General features: G+C 44.0%; 18 protein-coding genes and 1 pseudogene. 10 read left to right on the forward strand and 9 right to left on the reverse strand.

The genetic code is table 11. The annotated features are described in order from the left end of the window. Positions 1-88 precede the first annotated feature (88 nt). Positions 89-1,132 carry a sensor domain-containing diguanylate cyclase gene (locus tag PNC201_RS02955; RefSeq protein ID WP_102056123.1) on the forward strand — a complete coding sequence of 348 codons (1,044 nt, stop codon included), beginning with the start codon at positions 89-91 and terminating at the stop codon, positions 1,130-1,132. Between the two features lie 57 nt (positions 1,133-1,189). Here the strand turns inward: PNC201_RS02955 and PNC201_RS02960 are convergent, their stop codons facing one another. Further along, on the reverse strand, positions 1,190-1,891 hold the full coding sequence (locus tag PNC201_RS02960; RefSeq protein ID WP_102056124.1) for a transglutaminase-like domain-containing protein: 702 nt from the start codon (positions 1,889-1,891) through the stop codon (positions 1,190-1,192). Positions 1,892-2,128: 237 nt separating this feature from the next. Between PNC201_RS02960 and PNC201_RS02965 the strand changes: the two genes are divergently transcribed. Further along, a complete protein-coding gene (locus PNC201_RS02965) occupies positions 2,129-2,527 on the forward strand; it encodes a hypothetical protein (RefSeq protein ID WP_102056125.1) in 399 nt (132 codons plus the stop codon). On the opposite strand, the gene PNC201_RS02970 is transcribed toward PNC201_RS02965, so the two are convergent. Then, positions 2,524-3,213, reverse strand: coding sequence for a helix-turn-helix transcriptional regulator (locus tag PNC201_RS02970; RefSeq protein ID WP_102056126.1), 690 nt, complete (start codon positions 3,211-3,213; stop codon positions 2,524-2,526). The genes PNC201_RS02965 and PNC201_RS02970 overlap by 4 nt on opposite strands. Positions 3,214-3,248: 35 nt before the next feature. Beyond that, a complete protein-coding gene (locus PNC201_RS02975; RefSeq protein WP_010605724.1) occupies positions 3,249-4,172 on the reverse strand; it encodes a manganese-dependent inorganic pyrophosphatase in 924 nt (307 codons plus the stop codon). A 207-nt stretch (positions 4,173-4,379) separates the two neighbouring features. On the opposite strand from PNC201_RS02975, the gene PNC201_RS02980 reads away from it, so the two are divergent. Next, positions 4,380-4,865, forward strand: coding sequence for a hypothetical protein (locus PNC201_RS02980; RefSeq protein WP_102056127.1), 486 nt, complete (start codon positions 4,380-4,382; stop codon positions 4,863-4,865). 24 nt (positions 4,866-4,889) lie between these two features. Continuing rightward, positions 4,890-5,699 carry a bifunctional DNA-formamidopyrimidine glycosylase/DNA-(apurinic or apyrimidinic site) lyase gene (mutM, locus tag PNC201_RS02985; protein ID WP_010605722.1) on the forward strand — a complete coding sequence of 270 codons (810 nt, stop codon included), beginning with the start codon at positions 4,890-4,892 and terminating at the stop codon, positions 5,697-5,699. A gap of 13 nt (positions 5,700-5,712) precedes the next feature. On the opposite strand, the gene PNC201_RS02990 is transcribed toward mutM, so the two are convergent. Both PNC201_RS02990 and PNC201_RS02995 read right to left on the reverse strand, forming a co-directional pair. After that, positions 5,713-7,332 carry a DUF342 domain-containing protein gene (locus PNC201_RS02990; RefSeq protein WP_102056128.1) on the reverse strand — a complete coding sequence of 540 codons (1,620 nt, stop codon included), beginning with the start codon at positions 7,330-7,332 and terminating at the stop codon, positions 5,713-5,715. Between the two features lie 164 nt (positions 7,333-7,496). Beyond that, the gene (locus PNC201_RS02995) at positions 7,497-8,390 is read right to left on the reverse strand and encodes a LysR family transcriptional regulator (RefSeq protein ID WP_010605720.1); all 894 of its coding nucleotides are present in this window, start codon (positions 8,388-8,390) and stop codon (positions 7,497-7,499) included. A gap of 110 nt (positions 8,391-8,500) precedes the next feature. Between PNC201_RS02995 and PNC201_RS03000 the strand changes: the two genes are divergently transcribed. The 3 genes from PNC201_RS03000 (at position 8,501) to PNC201_RS03010 (ending at position 14,522) form a co-directional block, all read left to right on the forward strand. Continuing rightward, the gene (locus tag PNC201_RS03000) at positions 8,501-10,069 is read left to right on the forward strand and encodes an NADH-quinone oxidoreductase subunit L (protein ID WP_102056129.1); all 1,569 of its coding nucleotides are present in this window, start codon (positions 8,501-8,503) and stop codon (positions 10,067-10,069) included. Then, the gene (locus PNC201_RS03005) at positions 10,069-12,501 is read left to right on the forward strand and encodes a YbcC family protein (RefSeq protein ID WP_102056130.1); all 2,433 of its coding nucleotides are present in this window, start codon (positions 10,069-10,071) and stop codon (positions 12,499-12,501) included. The genes PNC201_RS03000 and PNC201_RS03005 overlap by 1 nt, the downstream gene beginning before the upstream one ends. A 137-nt stretch (positions 12,502-12,638) precedes the next feature. Then, the gene (locus PNC201_RS03010) at positions 12,639-14,522 is read left to right on the forward strand and encodes a hypothetical protein (protein WP_102056131.1); all 1,884 of its coding nucleotides are present in this window, start codon (positions 12,639-12,641) and stop codon (positions 14,520-14,522) included. A gap of 471 nt (positions 14,523-14,993) precedes the next feature. Here the strand turns inward: PNC201_RS03010 and PNC201_RS03015 are convergent, their stop codons facing one another. Further along, positions 14,994-16,307 (reverse strand): ATP-binding protein, encoded by a 1,314-nt coding sequence (locus tag PNC201_RS03015; RefSeq protein ID WP_102056132.1) that lies wholly within the window; start codon positions 16,305-16,307, stop codon positions 14,994-14,996. A gap of 247 nt (positions 16,308-16,554) precedes the next feature. Between PNC201_RS03015 and PNC201_RS03020 the strand changes: the two are divergent. Continuing rightward, positions 16,555-17,016 (forward strand): annotated as a pseudogene (locus tag PNC201_RS03020) (DUF3427 domain-containing protein); the annotation flags it as partial. Between the two features lie 18 nt (positions 17,017-17,034). Here PNC201_RS03020 and PNC201_RS03025 read toward each other — a convergent pair. Continuing rightward, positions 17,035-17,646 carry a DUF6933 domain-containing protein gene (locus tag PNC201_RS03025; RefSeq protein ID WP_102056133.1) on the reverse strand — a complete coding sequence of 204 codons (612 nt, stop codon included), beginning with the start codon at positions 17,644-17,646 and terminating at the stop codon, positions 17,035-17,037. A 63-nt stretch (positions 17,647-17,709) separates the two neighbouring features. After that, positions 17,710-18,570, reverse strand: a complete 861-nt coding sequence (locus PNC201_RS03030; protein WP_010605679.1) for a YicC/YloC family endoribonuclease — start codon at positions 18,568-18,570, stop codon at positions 17,710-17,712. Between the two features lie 153 nt (positions 18,571-18,723). On the opposite strand from PNC201_RS03030, the gene rph reads away from it, so the two are divergent. Then, a complete protein-coding gene (gene rph, locus PNC201_RS03035; protein WP_010377321.1) occupies positions 18,724-19,437 on the forward strand; it encodes a ribonuclease PH in 714 nt (237 codons plus the stop codon). 21 nt (positions 19,438-19,458) lie between these two features. Next, positions 19,459-20,103, forward strand: coding sequence for an orotate phosphoribosyltransferase (gene pyrE, locus PNC201_RS03040; protein ID WP_102056134.1), 645 nt, complete (start codon positions 19,459-19,461; stop codon positions 20,101-20,103). A 91-nt stretch (positions 20,104-20,194) separates the two neighbouring features. On the opposite strand, the gene PNC201_RS03045 is transcribed toward pyrE, so the two are convergent. Further along, a complete protein-coding gene (locus PNC201_RS03045) occupies positions 20,195-20,908 on the reverse strand; it encodes a response regulator transcription factor (RefSeq protein ID WP_102056135.1) in 714 nt (237 codons plus the stop codon). Positions 20,909-21,000 lie beyond the last annotated feature (92 nt).

The raw sequence follows: 21,000 nt of genomic DNA on the forward strand, positions 1-21,000 counted from the left end.
CCAAAACATAGGTTAATTCTAGTATTTAAGACTATGCTTAAAAATTATGGCGCGTTATGCTAGCAGAAAAGAATAAAATCTTCGTATTATGTTGAAGAACTTTAGCAATGTCACTCAGAGGCTTAGGCGGCTCAGCTCGCAAGAGCTTGATGTATCGGGAACATTTCAAAGCTTCCTGATTGATTTACTAGATGAAGGTAAGCTTATCTTAGACGTCACTCGGGTTTCCGTTTGGTTGTTTGATGATCTTGACAAACCTTCTGAGCTTATCAATGTTGCTAATACAGATTGGCAGGGTGACGAGTTACCGGTGCAATTGCCAGCCTTAACATATGAAAACTTCCCCGCTTATTTTTCAGCAATCAACAGTGGTCAATCGATAGATGCGAATGACGCTGCCGCCGATCCCAGAACGTCTGAATTTCAAGAGTGTTATTTAACCCCAAACCACATAGTGACCATGTTAGATACGGTGATCTTTAAAAATGGTATTCCTCACGGAGTGGTGTGCTGTGAAGGGAATAATGGCGTACGTACGTGGCACAAAGATGAAATTGCTTTTGCGGAGATGATTGCGGACTGCTGCAGTCGCCGATTACTGGTTAAAGAGTTATGGCAGTTACAGCTGCAACTTACTGACATGGCGTTTAAAGATCCACTCACTGGATTGAGTAATCGACGTTTTTTAATGGATAACGCGAAACGTGAGATCAGTCGTCATGCACGCTTTGATCATCCATTTAGTATGATGATGCTAGACATAGATCACTTTAAAAAAATCAACGATAATCACGGCCATGAAACCGGTGATTTAGTGTTAAAAAGCTTTGCTGAGATCTGCGTAAATACCTTGAGGTTAGAAGATTGTATGTGTCGTTTAGGGGGGGAAGAGTTTATTGTGCTGTTACCTAACACGCCGGTAAATTCAGCGATGGTGATCGCCGAGCGCCTGCGACAAGAAATAGAGCAATCGGTTATCTCTACGCCATCAGGGGAGATCACCATTACATCAAGCTTTGGGGTCGCAGCAGTCAATACCAATTTGCCTTTTGGTCATTCATTAAAAGCCGTTGATCACGCGGTATATCAAGCCAAAGCTGCAGGCCGCAACTGCGTGATCCCCGCGCAATAGAGGTGGCGTTGAATACACTAACCACAATCGCAGCCAATTTGCTATTGCACGCTCAAGTTAGTTGAAGCGTCCGGCTCTGACGCGCTTTACCCTTTGGTTTATCCAGTGTCTAAAGCAGTGTGCATAGAGCCATTGCTTGATGCCAGTTAGATTTTTGTGTTGCTGATACAGCGCATCTGGACTTGTATAAAGCCCTAAATCGCGTGTGATACTTTGTTTTTGAATATATGCACCATTTAACGAAAAGCGATTATCGGGTTGCTGTAAACAGGGAGTAGAAATACCAAACCCAGTAAAGTTTTTTGCCATCGGGAACTGTTGCTGAACCTGCTTAAGGTAGCCGTCATCTATTATGTAACCTTCAAGCTCTACCCAGCGCTCCTCTAGATAAACTTCAACCCAACTATGGATAATACTTTTTGGAGCAAACCACGCCAGTAGGGTAGGAATTAACCCTTGTTTAAGACTGTTGGCTATCTCAAACCCATGAACTCGGGTGGGAATATCACAAGCCCTTAGCAATGCGACCAGTAATGTTCCTTTGGTATTACATTGTCCATAGCCTTGCTTAAGCACTTGGCTTGCAGTTAGTGTATCTGTCTCACTATAACCAAACTCTATGTCGTCTTTGATGAAGTTATAGATTTGCTCCGCTGCCGTGATTTCATCAAGTTGCCGCCAACCTTTTGCTTCTATTAAGCTTTGGATCTCTGAATGTTGATAATCAACTAAAGGGGTAGTTACTAAAAATTGCTTCATGGTTATGCTCCTATTTTGGTAGCAGTGTGATGCAACTTAGGTAACTAAGCTTGAATAAACTGGCTAAGTTCATGGTTAGTTAATGGGTGTACAATTAAGTTTTTTTATTTTGTATTTAGGGAAGGAGCCTATGAGAAAAACAACAAAGATTGTTGATAAGGTATGTACTGACAAAGTACTGAAGCAGCGACCAAGTAACCGCGATGACATATCTTACGGTTATGGAGGATCGCTTGCATGAAATGGAAAGTCTTATTTTATTTCTTACTACTGACGTTTATTACCTCAATCTATGATGCATTTACACTGCCGGACCATTTAGCAATAGAATCAAGCATGTTTACTGGGATTGTGTTATTGGTCGCAGATCTCTTAAATGTATTTGGTGCTTTTTGCGTTGCTTATGGCAAGCGTCCTGTTACAGATGTGTGGTTTTGGGGCGCATCATTAGCACTATTTGTTACCGCCAATGTTTACATTCAGATCCAGGCATTTATTCAGTTTCGTATTGGCTATACGGTCGATGAGATGATTGTTCATTCGATTATTTTTCTCGTCGTATTAACCATATCGTCGCTACCTATGGTCAAGCTGATTGATGAAGCTTATAAGCGAGGTAATAAACAAACGGCTTAGTTTATAGCGCTTTGTGTTTTTAATGCCTCAGTCGGTGTAATGCCAAACTGCCGTTTAAATGTTCGGCTCAAATGAGCGCTATCTGCAAACCCCGCGAGCATGGCTGCTTGTGTAAGGTTGTTGCCTTGTTGTATGGCGACAACTGAACAGATCAGCCTGCGCCACAGCACATAAGGTCGCCATGCTATCCCCACTTGCTCCGTAAACAGATGTAAAAAGCGACTTGGTGAGAGATAAAGTGACTCGGCAATCGTATTTGCGCTGAAGTGACTGGGTTTAAGGCAAGTTTGTGCGTTAAAACAAGCATCTAATTGCGCCAATACACGGTCAATTCGTGGATCTAAATCCGTCGTTGGTAGCTCGGTAAGTCCTACTGTGCGTATTAACTCGGCAAGCTTGGCATTGCTCTTTGGTGCGGTATTTATCTCGATTGCTGCGCAGCTGTTGCTCTGGAGTTGCCCGCCATACACGCTTTTTGGCTCGACTAATATCACCCAGCCTGAGGTCATTTTTAAGCTATGTTCTACGCCACTAGCAATTACGCTTGGGCCAAATAGCGTTTTGTCACCGATTTGCGCGATACAGTCGCTCACGGGCAGGTTGATTTGAATAAGGTGATGTGAATGGCGCGCGGCATTCAAGTTTTTGACAAATGAGGCGAATATACCCGGAGTGAGGTGCAGCATAAAAACAGCCGAGACTTTCGTCTCGGCGAGCAGTATTAACCAGCGAATGCGTCTTGCAATGGTGGTACAACTTGCTTTTTACGGCTCAGTACGCCGTCCAACCATACTTTGCTTGCTTCAGGCTCAACGTCGTATGCTTTTGCGATGATCGCTTCATCATCAGAAGCGATCAGCATTTGTGAGCCTTCTTTCATGATATCAGTAAGTAGCAGCATTACACTGTGGCGATTACCTTCTTCTTTTAATTTTGCGATATCGGCATGTAGCTCATCTTTGATCTTGTCAAATACAGCAAGATCAACCACTTCAAGCTGGCCAATACCAACAAGGTTGCCATTCATATTAAAGTCTTTGAAATCACGCATGACCAGGTCACGAATTGGTGTGCCTTCAACTGCTGATTTCACCTTGAACATTTCCATGCCAAGCTCTTTAGCATCATCAACACCCGCGATTTTTGCAAGTGCTTCAACACATTTGATATCCGCAGTGGTACAAGTTGGTGATTTGAAGATGACTGTGTCGCTTAGGATTGCACACATCATGATGCCAGCAATATTTGCTGGGATTTCTACATCGTAGAAGTCGTACATCATTTTAATAATCGTGTTACTACAGCCAACAGGGCGGATCCAACACTCAAGTGGTGTTGAAGTTGTAAGGTCGCCTAGTTTGTGGTGATCAACTACGCCAACCACAGTTGCTTTATCGATGTCGTCTGGTGCTTGCGTTTTTTCAGTGTGGTCAACGATATACACATCTTCGCCAGCATAGCTCATCTTAAGCTCTGGTGCTTCAAAACCAAAACGGTCAAGAATAAACTGAGTCTCCGGTGAGACTTCACCCAAACGCGTTGGGATTGCTTCTTCACCAATTTGGTTTTTTAAATAAGCAAGTGCGATTGCACCGCAGATTGAATCTGAATCAGGGATCTTATGACCCACTACATACATTGCCATTGACGGAACTCCTTAAAATTTTGCCCACATTCTAGCAAAATAACTTGTCATTTAAATAGTGTAAATGCGCAATTTGGCGTAGATAGGGGACGGTAACGACAGATTGTTGAATTAGGCGAAATAGCCTCGGTGAGCAAGGGCTAATTGAGCATGTATAAATGTAAATTAGTATTATACACTAACCGCTCAAACGCTTAGGAGATAGGTATGATTCAAATGAGCCGTAAGGGCTGGAATAACGTGGTGATCTTTTCCATGTTACTGATGATCTTTTTTCTCAACGGTCTCCACTATAAATTGAATCCCAGCGACGATAAAGCAAAGATTCAAGCTGTGCTACCAGAGCAAAGCTTTGTCTTAACCGTGGCATTTCCTGGCTATAAAATTGAACGCATTGGTACAAGCTGGCGTATAGAGTTACCGCAAGGCTCAAACCAGGCCTTTAGCGAAGATGCCTTAGGTGCGCTTGTCGCCAAGTGGCAAAGTTTACAGCTATTGGTTGTTGAGGCGCCAAAGCAGTTGGAGCCCGCGTTGAGCGCTGCGCAGTTTTGGCTAGCAACTCAAGAGCTTCCGCTTAGCTACCAGCTGTATCCTAGCGATAATGGCTTTGTATTATTTGATAAACAACAACAGCGTTGGTTTGAGCTTGATAGTGTGCAAGCCAAAGCATTATTTCTACCGATAGAATTGTAATACCACACAGTAATAGAGTGAATTATGCCTGAGTTACCAGAAGTCGAAGTGAGCCGTTTAGGCATTCAACCATATTTAGAGCAACATATTATCCAAAGCGTAAAAGTGCACAATGGTAAGCTGAGATGGCCTGTACCAGAGGAAGTACAATTGCTCGAAGGTGAGAGGGTGCTTGCGGTTAAGCGACGGGCAAAATATTTGCTTATCGAATCCAAGCATGGCACTGCGATTTTGCACTTGGGGATGTCAGGAAACTTACGTGTTGTCGATAGCAAAGAGCCACTAAAAAAGCATGATCATGTGGAGATCATTCTGGCCTCAGGTAAGTCGCTCAGATTGAACGACCCGCGTCGCTTTGGTGCCTTCTTATGGCAAGGTACAGGCGAAGATCATAGCGTTTTTGAAAAGCTGGGTCCTGAGCCGTTGACCGAGCTTTTTACTGCAGAGTACTTATTTGAAAAAAGCAGAGGCAAAAAACAGCCGATTAAACAATTTGTTATGGATAATCATGTGGTGGTTGGTGTGGGTAATATTTATGCCAATGAATCTTTGTTTAAAGCAGGGATCCATCCCAAAAAAGAAGCAGGCAAAATTTCACTTAAACGCTACCAATTACTGACACCGATCATCAAGGAAACCTTAAGTGCAGCTATCAAACAAGGGGGAACGACACTTAAAGACTTTGCTCAAAGTGATGGTAAGCCGGGTTACTTTGCTCAAGAGTTACTGGTGTATGGTCGCAAAGGTGAGCCTTGCGTAAGCTGCGAAACGCCATTAAAAGAAATACGTCTAGGGCAACGCAGCACAGTGTATTGCGCTAAATGTCAGCGCTAGAGCAAAGTGCAGGCTAGGAGCCTGCGGTTTTAAAGTCTATCTTGACTTGGTTTTCTTGTAGCATTGCTGAGCAAGGGGGATAACTGCGGGTTGTTTTATACACGCGATCAAAGATATGGATTTCAACCCCAGAATGAAGCGCTTTGTTTGCTGCAAGTTTCGTGTTGTCGAGCAAATCGTGTAAGTCGTGATCAAGCTGGCTGAGCTTTTGCTCAAGGTGCTCGGCTTGCTGGCAGTAGTGCATCTGTGTTGCGCCAATTTTAGTTTTGAGTTGTTGCTTTTTAGCTGCGTCTTTTACTAACTCTGCTTTTTCAATCGCTTGCTGTAGTTGATCTAAAGAATCATTGGTGGCGGCGACTTCTTTGAACAGGGTGTCGGTTTCTTGGGTGATTTTAAGACCTTTGCGTGCAAGATAAATCATCATCTTAGCGCCAGATTCACTGCCAATCTCTCCCGCTACCACCATTTGCGCATCTATGATTGAACCACCTATTAACTTGCCACTTGGATGATCGCCAGTGCCAACTTGTATCAGCTTTTGCGCTTTAATATCGCAGTGGTTACTTTGCTTATTGATAATAATGTTATCGCCTTCAAGGTAAGTATATTGTCCATGGGCAATCTCAATATTGCCTTTGGCGATAAGCTTGCAGGTTAAGCCTTGTTCATTATTTTGATGGTCGACATGGCCGATCACGCCACCTCGTACCTCAATATGACCACCTGCAATAAGTTCTCCAGATTCCACCGTGCCGAGCACTGTGATATCGCCTTGTGCAGTCACGTGCATACCCGGCTCCACATTATGGGTAACTACAACGCTGCCATTAAAGTCGACATGACCACTTTTTACTGTGACATCGGCAATCGTAAATACATCATCCACGCGCATACCGTTGGCGATATCAGAGGGGCAACCTGCAATGGTTGCGATAAGCTCTAGTGGGTTGTTGGGGTTGATCTCGGTGCCTTCACCCGCCATAAGCTGGAATGATTCGCCGGGCTTTGCTTCAATACTTTCACCACTAACCGTAAAGCCTTCTTTACCTGGTGTTGCGGGCTTTTGAGTGACCAGTAAATCGCCCGGTGCAACGCTTGCAAGCTTGCCAAAATCACGCATGTCAACGGTGCCATCTTCACGCATTCTAGGCTGCTTGAGTCTTTCTTTTAAAGTTTGTACGTGCGGCAGTAATTTTGCTGACTGGCCGTCTTGTGGTGGTCGGCCTTGGGCGATTAATCCAGATGCTTCTTCGCCAGGTGGAAGTTCAAACTGTTTGCGCAGGATATTTTCTAGGTAAGCTTGCTTATAACCACGGCTGACGCCCGCTTTAACAATGGCTTTTTTTGCCTCTTCTAATGATACGGCTTTACCACCACGAGCCGTTTTAAGTTGCCCAAAGGCCTGCATTTTATCGTCACTTAAGGTGACTTCAAATTCGGCATCATGTTGTTTAGCAACGACGATTTGGCTCTCTGGAAAGTCGCTCTGGAAAAAGGCATTAATCGAGTCGTGATCAATTTCACAGTCGGCAAATTGTGATTTTTCAAGGGCTTCAATCACAAACGCAGCACTTGGCGGTGAAGCAGACTTCACATCCATTAAGATATTGCCATTGTGCGCAAGCTTGAACACGATAACTGCCTCGTCGAATTTTTATCCTATAGTTTCAGCTTGCTAAATAAACATCAATTGGTCAAGTGCTTAGGCCAATTTTCTTACGTTAATATGGGTTAAGTTAAAAAACAGAAATAAATCGTGATTTTCTAATACTTTCAGGTGAATAAAAATCAGCGTGCTTAAAAATGTGCGGGCTTATCACGCGCTTCTTGCAGCAGGATTTTAATTGCTTCAGGAACAACCTTTTTCTGTGTTGAAATCGCATAAAAATACTCATAAATATTAGGCAGTTCCTGATACTGCTGTAGCACCCCTTGGGCTATTTCGTCTTTTACTACAACGGCTGGTAAAACAGCTACCGCGCCACTATCTCGTGCCAGTAGTCGCATCATCGCCATATCGTCGACCTCTGCCAAAATGTTGGGGAAATACTGATACTGAGCGCACAGCGCATTAAATGCGGTGCGTAAATCTGAGTTGGCAGGTGGCAAGATCCAGCGTGTTTTTTCAAAGCCTTGCGGAAATGGCGTGCTTGGCTTGAGGGCAGGCGGACCAATGATCGCCAGCGGTTGCTTGGCAACTAGTTGGCACTGCCAATAGGGATCTGAAGTATCTAGGTTTATTGTGCGGTTGGTGAGTACTAAATCCAGCTCATAATTGGTTAAGCCGTTGAGTAGCTCTGAAATACTGCCTGACTTTAATTTAAATTGCACATCGCTGCGCCGCATCAAAGGGCTAATAAAAGCTTCTACAAAGTTACGTGACAGAGTGGTCAACACCCCAATAGTTACGTGGGTGGTTGACTGCACGCCTTTGCTTAGCAAGGCTTCGAGCTCTTGCCCCGTGGTAAAAATATCATCGGCATAGCTCAACACCTTTTTACCCTGATCGGTAAGCATTAGGTTACGGCCTACGCGCTCAAATAGTGATACTCCGACATTGTGTTCCAACTGTTTGATTTGCGCAGAGAGCGCAGATTGCGAAACATGTAATTCTTTAGCGGCTTGAGTCAGGTTTCCGAGCTTAGCAACCTGCCAGAAGTAGTAAAGGTGGTGATAATTAAGTCGGCTCATCTATATATAAGTAAAACAGAACGAATAGTTAAATTATATCTATTTTTATTAAATTAAAAAGGTTGGAATAATGACCTGATTCAAGACTTAGGTGAGAACCATAGAAAGTGATGATTAATATCTTAGTGGTGCTGTTGCTATTACACTTTTTGATTGCTGCGTCTTTCATGAGCAAAGCGTCTCGTAGTAACGCTGGGTTATTTCGTATCGCGAACGGTTTTGCTATTGGTGTGGCAATTTGTATCGCTTTTGGCTGGGGGAGTTGGGCAACACAAGGTGATATTGCCAGTAGCCTGTTTGAAATAAACTTTTTACGGCTTAGCGTGGTGTCATTGATTGGCTTTATGAGCTTTATTTTACTGCGTTACTCTATTCACTATTTACATGGTGAAAAACACCGAGGCCGCTATTTTCGCTATCTACTCACGACATTACTGAGCGTGACTATTGTGGTGCTCAGTAATCACTTAATCCTATTTTGGTTGGCTTGGGTTGGCATTAGTTTGAGCCTACACCGTCTACTGCTGTTTTATCCTAACCGCCCGAGAGCGGCATTGGCCGCACACAAAAAGTTTATTTTGGCGCGCTTGGCAGAAAGTGCATTGCTGGGGGCTTTCATTTGTATCTACCTCAGCACTGGCATGCTCCGGCTTAATGACATCACCGACTATTACTTAACTCACTCAACGACACTGACTGCGCTAGAGCAATCTGCAGCTGGCTTACTTGCAATTGTGGCGCTGATAAAGTGCGCGCAACTGCCAGTGCATGGCTGGTTGATGCAAGTGGTTGAATCACCCACGCCGGTAAGTGCGCTGCTGCATGCAGGGATCATTAATTTGGGCGGTTTTTTGGTGATGGTGTTTGGCCCTTTGATTTTACGCGTAGAAGCTGCGAAATGGCTGATCTTGATCGTGGCAGGAATAACGACATTATTGGCCGCGCTTATCATGACAACGCGGATCAGTTTAAAAGTGCGCTTGGCTTGGTCAACCTGTGCACAAATGGGGTTGATGCTAGTGGAGTGTGCTTTGGGGCTATATGAATTAGCGCTACTACACTTATTGGCGCATTCAGCCTACAAAGCCCACGCATTTTTAAACTCAAGCCAGTGGATCCATGAAGATTTGACTCGTCGCTTGAGCGACCAGCTTGAACCGCCCTTGTGGCAATGGCTCATTGCACTTGCCGTGGCAACTGGCCTCACTACAGCAGCTGCAGTCGTTATTGAATATCAAGGTCCTATCAGTATTTGGGGATTAATGGTTGGCGCATTAACGGTGTGGTTAGCGCTGCGTTTTGAGGCGCAAGCCCCTAGCAGCTATTTTAGAATTATCACCGCAGCTGTTGTGTTGTTGGCAGCCTATAGTGCGCAAAAGTGGCTATTGCATTTGGTGGTCGCGCTACCAAATGATCTCAGGGCGCAAGCACTCGATGGAGCTGATATTTGGTTGCTCAGCTTAGTAGTGGTACTTATCGTAGTAAATTATCTGCTCTATTACCGCGCACATTTGGTAACAGTGCAAAAACTCTCTCGAGTGTTGTATGCCGGCCTGTACTTAGACGAGTGGATGACGCGATTAACCATATTACTTTGGCCCGTCCATTTGCCAAGTATTAAAAAGCAGAAACACCTAGCCATTCATCGCTATGCAGCGGGGCACGAGGAGCAGAAGTAATGATAGAGACACAAGACAACAAACAGACTCAGCTATCTAAGCCGCAACAGCAACAACTCCTGAGTGCTGAAACACGCATTGCGCCAACTTGGCCACTCGATCAATTGATCGCAGTGAATCCATTTTGGGGAATGCGCGATCTGCCCTTTGATGCGGTGGTCAATAAAATGAGTGCGTTGGCACAGGTTAGAATGCTGATGCCCGTGGCATTTTATCTTGAAAAATGGCAGCAAGAGGCGATTTCAGAGCAAGCATTGCAGCAATCTGCGGCACATTATGCGGTGGATCGCAGCACCAATGCGCTACTTAATTGGCTCAAAAAAAGTCACTGCGGCGAGTTGCCACATTGGCATACATTAGCGGACTTACTTGACCGTTATCGCTCAGAGCATAAGATGCCATGGCAAGAGGAAATCAGCCACCAAATTAGCCAATTTTGCGCCGCGCATTATCAGCAGGTGCAGCCTATTCTCAAACAAACCCAAGGTGAGGATAAACTCTGTTTGTATCGCCACTGGCATGAAACCGTATCGCGAGACTTGGGGATAAGCATCGTCATGGGGGAGTCGGGCTTAGTGGATTACTTTAAGGCTTTGCCAACGTCTCCTGAGTCTTTAATTGCACTCGCTGTCGACACCTTAGAGATTGGTTTTAATGAGCTGAGTGATTATGCACACATGCTACTGTTAGATATTAATGGTTGGGCATCTTGGGCGGCTTATGAACGCTGGCAAGCAGATCTTGCCCAGCATCCGGCTTCCGATATGCGTGCGCTACTGGCAATTCGAATGGCGTGGGAGCTGGTGATTTGGCGTTATGTGAGTGAGCGCCATCCAACGACCTTTACCCGTATTCAATACCATTGGAACAAGCAAAAGCAGCAACTTGCTGAGATTGTGATTGAACATAAAAAGGCATTGTTGCCGCGCCTGGTATTTCAGCGGGCACTCGAGCTCAGTTATCAAGTCACTTTAGTGGGGCAGCTAAAGACTCAGCAGGTAAAATCTGAGGGAGCTCGTGAGCAAGCTACACCAACCTTACAAGCGGCTTTTTGTATTGATGTACGCTCAGAGGTGATCCGCCGTGCGTTAGAAACTCAAAACGCAGGCATTCAAACCATAGGCTATGCTGGTTTCTTTGGCCTACCGATTGATTATCATGCGACTAACTGTCGTTTTAGTCGGCCACAGTTACCCGGATTATTAAAAGCACCAATCACCGCGATACAAACGCCAGCACCCCAGCATCTTGCCACAAAACGCCAGCAAGCTGGCCGTTGGCATAGCTGGTCTCACTCTGCGGCTGCTTCATTTTCGATGGTGGAGTCGATGGGGATGAGTTACTTTTATCAGCTATTTAGCAAAGTGTTTTCACTGCAAAAAACTCATCATCCCGTCGATAGTCATATTGATTCAAGAAAGTGGCAATTAAAACAGGGCGAACACGAAGTTACTGTTTTGGAGCAAGCTAAACTCGCAGCTGGCATATTAAAAGGGATGGGACTGACTGAATTTGCTGATACAGTCCTATTGGTTGGCCACGGAGCACATACCACCAATAATTTACATGAAGCCGGACTGCAATGTGGTGCATGTGGCGGCCAATCGGGAGAAGTGAATGTTAAAGTACTCGCGCAACTTCTTAATGACCAAGCGGTACGCGCAGAATTAATCGCGCTAGGCATCGCTATTCCGTCGCGAACCCGTTTTGTTGCAGCGCTACATAATACCACCACTGAAACAATTACCCCCTATGGCGAAATAGATACAGAGATGACCCGCTGGTTAAAGCAGGCATCGCGTCTGGCTAGAGTAGAGCGCGCTCATACGCTTGCGATAACTGGTAAAGAGTTATCCGAGCAGCAATTAGAGCAGCGATTTATAGCCCGTACTAAAGATTGGTCTCAAGTCAGGCCGGAATGGGGCCTTGCCAACAATGCAGCATTTGTGGTCGCGCCGAGACAAGTTACGCAGGGGATTGACCTGCAAGGTCGAGTCTTTTTGCATGAATACAGCGCGGAGCAAGACCAAGACTTTAGTCAGTTAACAGCTATTTTAACCGCCCCTATGCTCGTCACTAACTGGATCAATATGCAATATAACGCTTCGGTAACCGATATCCACAAATACGGCAGTGGTAACAAGGTGTTGCATAATGTAGTGGGGGGGAGAATAGGAGTGTTTGAAGGCAATGGCGGAGATTTGCGAATAGGCCTGCCAATGCAATCCGTTCATAACGGTGAAAAATGGATGCATACCCCACAACGTTTGAGCGTAATTGTACAAGCACCAACCGAAGCACTAGAGCAAATCATGGCAGCACACCCAGTTGTAAAACAATTGGTAGAAAACGAGTGGCTTTATCTTCTGTCTATTTCGCCTAATTGTAACGAAGTTAGACGATTTGATAATAGGAAGTGGGAACTTCTTTGAATTCAAACGAAACTCGTTGCAACTTAACAAGTTATTGTGCAGAGTATTGCAGAAATTAAAAGGTGTGGCTGGACGCTGCGTAAACTAGACGACCTCCTAGCCACCGACATTGGACTGTTTATACAAGGAGGCTGCTAGTGGCTTTTGATTATGGCTCTATTGATTTAGGGCTTAAAAACCCATTTAAAACGGAAGGTAAAATCACTGCTATTCGTGGTGCAATACAAACTATTGCTGGAATTGCATTACTGGTGATTGCCGCCAGCTCAGTTAAGAGCGATGCGGGTATGGGTTGGATCATCATGCTATTTGGCATGTTGATTTTAGGTCTTGGGATCACGTCTCTTGCAAAAGGAGTATATGCAACGCTGCGTTTTTTTGTGGGTCGTAACCATCCCACCTCTTTAGCTTATAACTTCAGTAAATCAGAAACTTCAACTGCCAAGCAAGAAAAGGCTGATGTAGCTTATGCGGCGAAAACGCTAGAAGAAATGTTGATTGGCCGAAAGAATAGCACTTTTGTAGAGCCTAAGGGATTCTTATCGCGTTTACTTCACAGCATTGCACCTAAATTACTCTTTCTCCCTTATCCTATCAGAAATATGAGCCAACGCTTATTTGGTGCATGGGTGAGTACATTAACCGCACTTGTGCTTTATGGCGTGGTGGCGTTTGTATCGCTGTCGGGCTTTGCCGGTGATGCTGGGGAGCTGACTTTTCCAATCTATAGTACCTTACTGATGATATATATTTTGTCATGCTGGTATAGCGCGGCTAAACCGATTTCACGCAAAGCGGAACATGCTATTGAATCTTTGGGGAGTGCGACCCTCACTAAAGTGATTTCGCTCTCTTTTGTGCTACCAATCTTGATAGGTCTAACTTTGTCTTACATCATGGATGAAGGAAAGTTAAGTAAAGCCGATATTGAGCTCTTTTTTGCGCCGTTACCTAGTCTTCATACTTGGGCTTATCTCACGGGCGTTATCGTGCTTGCACTTGGCTGTAGCGCCATTATTGCTGTTATGCTTAAAGCGCGTTTAGACAAAGTAAACCCAGTGGTTGAAGTGTCTGAGTTAAGAGAAAACTGGCAAGAATCAGTACATCCAAATGAGATATTTATTAACCTCGACAACTTGGTGATGGCTAATCGCCGCTATAAAGAAGTACCAAACCGAGTTTATCGTGAGCTAGATCCCAGCTTGCAAGAACAAGTTGATGGTAAAGGTGGCTTTAAAGGCGAAATGATCCAAGAAGTACAACCTAAAGTTCTGCCCCTAGATTTAGGTAAATCGTTTGAACGCTTTAGGTTTTTATCCTTGCTTGGTGGTAACTTACTGCTGCTAGTAACCCTTGGATTAAGCGTCTTTTTTGCTTATGCCGTAGTAGATATTTACCACTATGTAACGAGCGCCAATATCAGTAATTTTTCTAGTGCCTTCAGCGAAGAAAACATCGCGTCGTTCAGCGCCGTTGTGATGGTAGCCGTGCATTTACTGCTAAGTGGCTTATTGATTAAATCGTTTGCGTCAATGCTAATCAATGCTGCACACGTATTCTACGCCGAGATGCAGTTTGAATCTCTGCTGGTTTATTTTAAGTGTGAAGGGACATTTACTGAGTCTAAAATATCAACAGGAACTGGCATTCACGATTCCACACGCTCTGAAAATACGCTAGTACGCAGCAGTATTACCCCTTGGGTAGTGGTGTCGAGAATAGTTTCAACGACCTTCGCTGCCACGGGCATGAAAAACCTAGAGCATCCAAGACATATATTAGAAATGCATAAAGACGATGCACAGCTAAGCGACATCCGTAAAGATGTGATTAGCTTCTTAAAAGACCGAGAATCCATCGCCGCAATTACCAGCGAGCGTGATTTAGGCAATGCCTCACAAGTGTACCAACTCAATCAGCAAACGAGAGCGGTGGATCAAAACCACCACCTGCGTGCAAGTAGTGATGAAGCAGGCGCCTATCTGCGCCGAGAAGAAGCACTCGAAAATAAAGAAGAGTAAAATGAAAATGCCACCCTCGGGTGGCAATCTAAACATTTAAAAACTCAAAAACTTACTGAAAAGAAACCGCTCAAAAATGCCTATTTTCCCACCAAACTGCCCACTAATTGTCTATGGCTTTTACTAAATCTTAGTGGTGCTCCTTGGCTATGACTACGGAAAAACAGTGCCGTTTTTATGCTGCTGTTAGGACTTAAAAATAGAGGTTTTGAAGGGCTTTATCGAGCGGGATTTCCGTCAACATAATTTGGCCATTTTTTGCTGGTTCTACGTGATAGTGATAAGTCAGCAGAAACTCACCTAACCTGAAGTGGACATTATGGTGTCCATTTCAATAGAAATAAGCTCAATATGGATACTATGGTATCCAATAGAGGTAAGACTGAGTGTCCGAATATCAGGTATCAAGGTCTACAGATTGTTACCTTTGAAGTAACTTTATGTAGACCTCGGGGGCTAAGCAACGCGCTTTTACCATCTCTGAGGTAAATACTGCGTGAAATACAAAGGCATTACGATTTTGGTTTGTTCTAACGCTGATGAGCCTTGTGTACCAGTTAACTTAAAAGTTTTACTTGGTGCACATTTTTCAACATAAGATGCCAACGATTTTGCCCTTGTACGGTTACCACTTTTGACTTCAACAGGGATGATATCGCCTTCATCGGTTGCCAAAATAAATTCGATTTCGGCGCGGGCGTCATTCCATGAATAACTTGGGTCAACGCCGATGGCTGTGAGCTCTTGCTGCACGAAGTTTTCAGCCACGTAACCTTTGTATTCATAGCTTTGTTGCTTAATCTCTTTATAACTGCTGCCTAGCATATGATTAAGCAGCCCCACATCAAATAGAAACAATTTAACCATATTTTCTTTTTTATAGGCCGCTAGTGGCGATTTTGGCAATCCTTCAACAGGGTAGTTTGGCAAAGCTAAACGGCAGCAATGAAGCCAATGGATCGCGGTTTCAAAATCGCTATAACGAGATTTACGCTCATGCACATGTTTAAATTTAAAGCGTTTAACGGAATCATCGCTGACAAGTGATAGCTGCGCTGGAATGCTATTAAACACAGATTCAATCAGTGTAGCATCGACCTTGCCTGCGTACTTACCAAAATCGCGGCGATAACCTTCAACTAAATCGGCATGAATTTTTGTGACTTTTTCAACACGCTCTAGAATGCTTGAATCCTTATACTGATACCAAGCAGAAACGGCTTCCGGCATACCACCGGTAAAAAAGTAATCTGTTAGTTTATCCATCAATTTAGTGTGCACCGCAGGTGTGCTTGCTTGACTGTCAAACGCTTTGATCAGCGCTTGCTCGTTTGATGCATAAATAAATTCTTGGAAGGTCAGTGGTCGTAAATTGTATTGTTCTACCTTGCCCACAGGGAAGGTGTTGAGCAAACCAATATTTGAACCGCTGGCAGCGACAAAATAGGAGGGGGCTTTCTCGGCAAAGTACTTAAGTGAGGTAACGGCACGCTCACATTCGCCAATTTCATCTAATATCAGCAGATCGGTTTCTGGGTTGAACACCTGATTGGTCAAAAGCTCAATGTTCATTATTAGCTCGTCAGGTGAGAGTGAGCCATCGAACGCTTCTTTGTAGGCGGGATTTTCAAGAAAGTCGATACGAAGGATGTTGGCAAAGGTGTTACCAAACAACTCTTGCAGCAGATAGGTTTTACCTGTTTGTCTTGCGCCATCGATTAATAATGGCTTGCGTACAGATTGGTTTTTCCATGCCATTAAGGCGTTAAGTAAGTTACGCTGCACTGTTATTTCCCGCCAATTAAGATTGTTAACGACCTACACTATAACTCAAACCACACTTTTATGCGCATAAAAGTGTGGTTTTTTACATTTTTACGCGCATAAAAGTGTGGTGGTGTTCGTTCTAATTGAAAAAGACTTTCTCTTTTTGGCAAGGGGGCAGTATGGGCAAAGTCTTAATTCATGCCACTTAGTCACACACCAACCCTGCCCACACGGTATTTATCACTTGGGGCATTATGTAAATTCTGGGGCTCGTTATGCCAGAGAGCAAATATTGGTTGGCTTTGGTGTGTCTACTTTTGAAAAGCAGGCTAATTCTCGAGAAGGTGTTTTTAGCATTCGAGAGCAAAATATTGAGCTGCTATTCGTTACGTTGAATAAAAACGAAAAGCAGTTTTCGCCCACTACTATGTATCACGACTACGCGATAAATGAACAGCTTTTCCATTGGCAAAGCCAAAACTCAGCAAGGCCTGATTATGGTAGAGGTCTAGACTATATCACTCACAAAGCAAAGGGTAAGCGACTTTTTCTGTTTGTTAGAGAGCAAGCAAAAGACGAATTTGGCAAAACCATAGGATTTGTTAACTTTGGCGAAGTTGACTATGTATCGCACACTGGTAGGCAGCCCATGAACATCACTTGGCAGTTGCGAAATACCATGCCGAAGTTTATGTGGAAACACGCGGCTAAGTTAGCAATGGCTTAGCAGGTTGATATTGGAGCGTTAGCTTAATAAAGCGAGCATTTCCTTAATTGGCCAAATACAGTCTTTTTGTCCTTTAATCATGCAAGGGCGTTCAGCTAACCAGGCGGCAGTTCTATAAGGCGAACAATCCATGATGTTAATTTGGTCGAACCAAAGTTGATGTTCTATATCGCCTTTCATTTGATTCATCGTCCCTTGCACACTACGGTTATTAGCTTTGGCGATTGTTAGCGGGCCGAGTAATGAAGCTGCTTTTTGTAATTGCTGGTTACTTGCACCCACTTTTAGCAAGGTATTCATAAAGCTATCAGCAAATAGAAAATCTAACTTTGCAAAATCTGGTTTGGTGAGGCCAATAATAAATACCGGAAAGCGGGTTTGATTATGCATCAGGAGCATACAGTTTCTGCGTTGTATTGTGAGCAAATTAGCATGCCAATCTGACAAAGGGTGAGTGTCTGGCGTGCTTAAATCAGTCAGTTTTGCATCGGAACAAGCGGGTATAACTCCTTCATTGACAGGGAGCTTTGCAATGAGTTTTTGTGTACAGAACAGGTTAATCATGCGGTTGCCTTTTTGTTCTAATAACAGTTGAAGTTTAGCGAAACTATGAAGGTTAATATACTCCATAAAATGAACCCAATAAAAAACCGCCGAGAGGCGGTTTTTCAAAGCTGATAGAATATCGGCGTGTTATTCAATATTCTGGATCTGCTCGCGCATTTGCTCAATTAGAACTTTAAGTTCAACGGCGGCGTTGGTGATCTCGCTGTTGATTGACTTTGAGGCTAGGGTGTTAGATTCGCGGTTGAATTCTTGCATCATAAAGTCTAAACGACGGCCACAAGCGCCTCCTTTTTTGAGGATTTTGTGGGTTTCTTTGACGTGTGACTTGAGGCGGTCGAGCTCTTCTGCAACATCTTGCTTTTGTGCAAGGTAAATCAGTTCTTGCTCTAGGCGACCTTCGTCGATGTCGGTTTTTAGTTCTTCTAATTTTTGTGAAAGTTTTTCACGTTGCCACTTAGTGACTTCAGGCATGTAGCCTTCAACGATGGCAACTTGCTCTAGAATACCTTCAAGACGAGTGGTGAGCATGGTTTCTAGGTTTTCGCCTTCACTTGCTCGTGCAGCTTTAAAGTCTTCTATTAGCTCATCAAAGCCACCTAACAGTTCGCTGTTTACGGTGTCTAAATCGACTTCTTCGGCTTCCATTACGCCAGGCCAGCGTAGAATATCTACAGGATTGATATCACCGCCGCTTTGTGATTGTAGCCACTTGGCGCTTTCAACAAGTTGCTTTGCAAGCGATTCGTTGACGGTTAGTTGGCCAACGTGCGCAGGATTTGCGGTGAACTTTAGGAATACTTCAACTTTGCCGCGTTGTAAGTGTTTACGCAGGCGTTCACGTATTACTGGCTCTAAGCCTCTAAATTGTTCTGGTGCGCGGATAAAGGTTTCGAGGTAGCGTTGATTCACTGAACGAATTTCCCAAACCCCAGTGCCCCAGTCACCTTTCACTTCTTTGCGGGCGTAGGCGGTCATACTATGGATCATATAAAGTCCCTAAATTAGCTTGGTTTAACCGAGGCATTATAGCCGAATTTCCGCACAGCCCTAAAGTGAATTTTATTTTTAGTCGGATCGCGTGGCATAGTCTCTATGATCCCTTTATAATGTACGGCAAATTTTGATGATGGGGGAACGTGGATGCGTCCAAGCGAAAGAACTGCAAATCAGATCAGGCCGGTTACATTTACTCGTAACTATACAATGCACGCTGAAGGCTCAGTAATGGTAGAGTTTGGTAACACTAAAGTGTTATGTACGGCTTCTGTAGAAGCGGGTGTGCCACGCTTTATGAAAGGTCAAGGCAAGGGCTGGATCACCGCAGAATACGGTATGCTTCCGCGCTCTACACATACGCGTAACAACCGTGAAGCGGCACGTGGCAAACAAGGCGGCCGTACCATGGAAATTCAACGCTTAATCGCGCGCGCTCTCCGTGCCGCAGTTGATTTAAAAGCGTTAGGTGAGAATACCATTACTATCGACTGTGATGTTATTCAAGCGGACGGTGGTACACGCACGGCGTCAATTAGCGGTGCTTGTGTGGCATTGGTCGATGCATTAACACACATGCGTGCCAAAGGCATGATCAATGTAAACCCGTTAAAGTTTATGATCGCGGCAATCTCGGTTGGGGTTTATAAAGGTCAGCCAATTACCGATCTTGAGTATCTTGAAGATTCAGAAGCAGAGACAGACATGAACGTGATCATGACTGAAACTGGCAAACTGATTGAAGTACAAGGTACAGCTGAAGGCGAACCGTTCTCGTTCGACGAGCTAGATGAGTTACTTGGTCTTGCGAAACACTCAATTCGTGAAATCATTGATCTACAAAAGCAAGCGTTAGCGTAATCAACACTCAGTAGGAAAAACATGAAACCGTATCAAAAAGAGTTTATTGAATTTGCCTTAGAAAAGCAGGTGCTTAAGTTTGGTGAGTTTACGTTAAAGTCTGGTCGTACTAGCCCTTATTTTTTCAATGCAGGCTTGTTTAACACAGGTCGTGATCTGGCGCGTTTAGGTCGTTTCTATGCTTCGGCATTGGAAGATGCTGGCATTGAGTTTGATGTGTTGTTTGGCCCAGCGTACAAGGGTATTCCTATTGCGACAACGACAGCCGTTGCACTTGCCGATCATCACAACAAAGATGTGCCTTATTGCTTTAATCGTAAAGAAAAGAAAGAGCATGGTGAAGGCGGTAGCTTAGTTGGTTCGGCGCTTGAAGGTCGTATTATGCTTGTTGATGATGTGATCACAGCGGGTACTGCTATTCGTGAGTCGATGGAGATCATTGCCGCTAATAGTGCAGATCTTGCCGGTGTATTAATCGCATTAGATCGCCAAGAAAAAGGCAAAGCTGAGCTTTCTGCTATTCAGGAAGTTGAGCGTGACTTTAATACTCAAGTGGTGTCTATCGTGAAATTGGCTGATTTGATTACTTACCTTGAGCAACAAGGTGGTATGGATGCGCACTTAGATGCAGTTAAAGCATACCGTGATAGCTATGGTGTAGCGTAAGCTTACGATTTTCTGCAGATGGCTAGTACTATGCTAGCCATTCATTCACTTCTTTTTTATCTCGGTTTTATTGTGTGTCTTTACACAGCTCTTAATTCAAACTCACTATCGGTATATGGCGTAGTGCCCAATTAGCAAGTTCAACTCGGTTGCGTGAATTGGTTTTTTTAAATGCGCTATAGATATGCGTTTTAACTGTGTGACTACTGATGTTTAGTCTATCAGCGATATCTTCGTTTTTAGCACCAGCAGCAATAAGCTTGATCACAGATTTTTCTCTGCCGGTAAGCATATTTAATTCTTCATTACTTAAGATGATGTCACTGTTGGGCAATGCTTGTGGCATGGCGGCAATCAGTTCGCTAAACGCCTCTGAAATAGCACTACGACAAAACCAAAGCTCGCCTTTGAGCACACTGCTTAATCCTTGAAATAACGTCTCTGGCGGAGCGTTGCGATAGAGTATGCCTTTCACATTGCCAAGTAGCGCCGTTTTTTCATTAACGTTGTCTTCATTGGCATTAAATAGCAGTACCTTGTGCTTAGCCGCCAATAGCTTTACTTCAGCACTGATAAGTTCATTACAATCTCGGTGTTCTGTATCTACCAAAAATAACGCGATTTGTTCGCGTTGCGCAGACTCTGGTAGTCGAGTGTCGACTTTTACCGTATGTCCCAGTGTCTCAAGCACTTTGATAAGCACGGTATAATTTGTGGAACTGGTATTAGCTCGAGCATGAGTCAGAATAAAAAACGCTCGATCTTGCCATGCTAGCGAGTTATTGGAATATTCCTTTGCAAACATAGAAGTATTAAATCCTTTTTTATTCCTGATTAAATTTAATATACATTTGTTTTACAAAAATTTTAAGTTTTTTATTAGGCTCAAACTAAAAA

The organism is Pseudoalteromonas sp. NC201 (genome assembly GCF_002850255.1).
Lineage (GTDB): Bacteria > Pseudomonadota > Gammaproteobacteria > Enterobacterales > Alteromonadaceae > Pseudoalteromonas.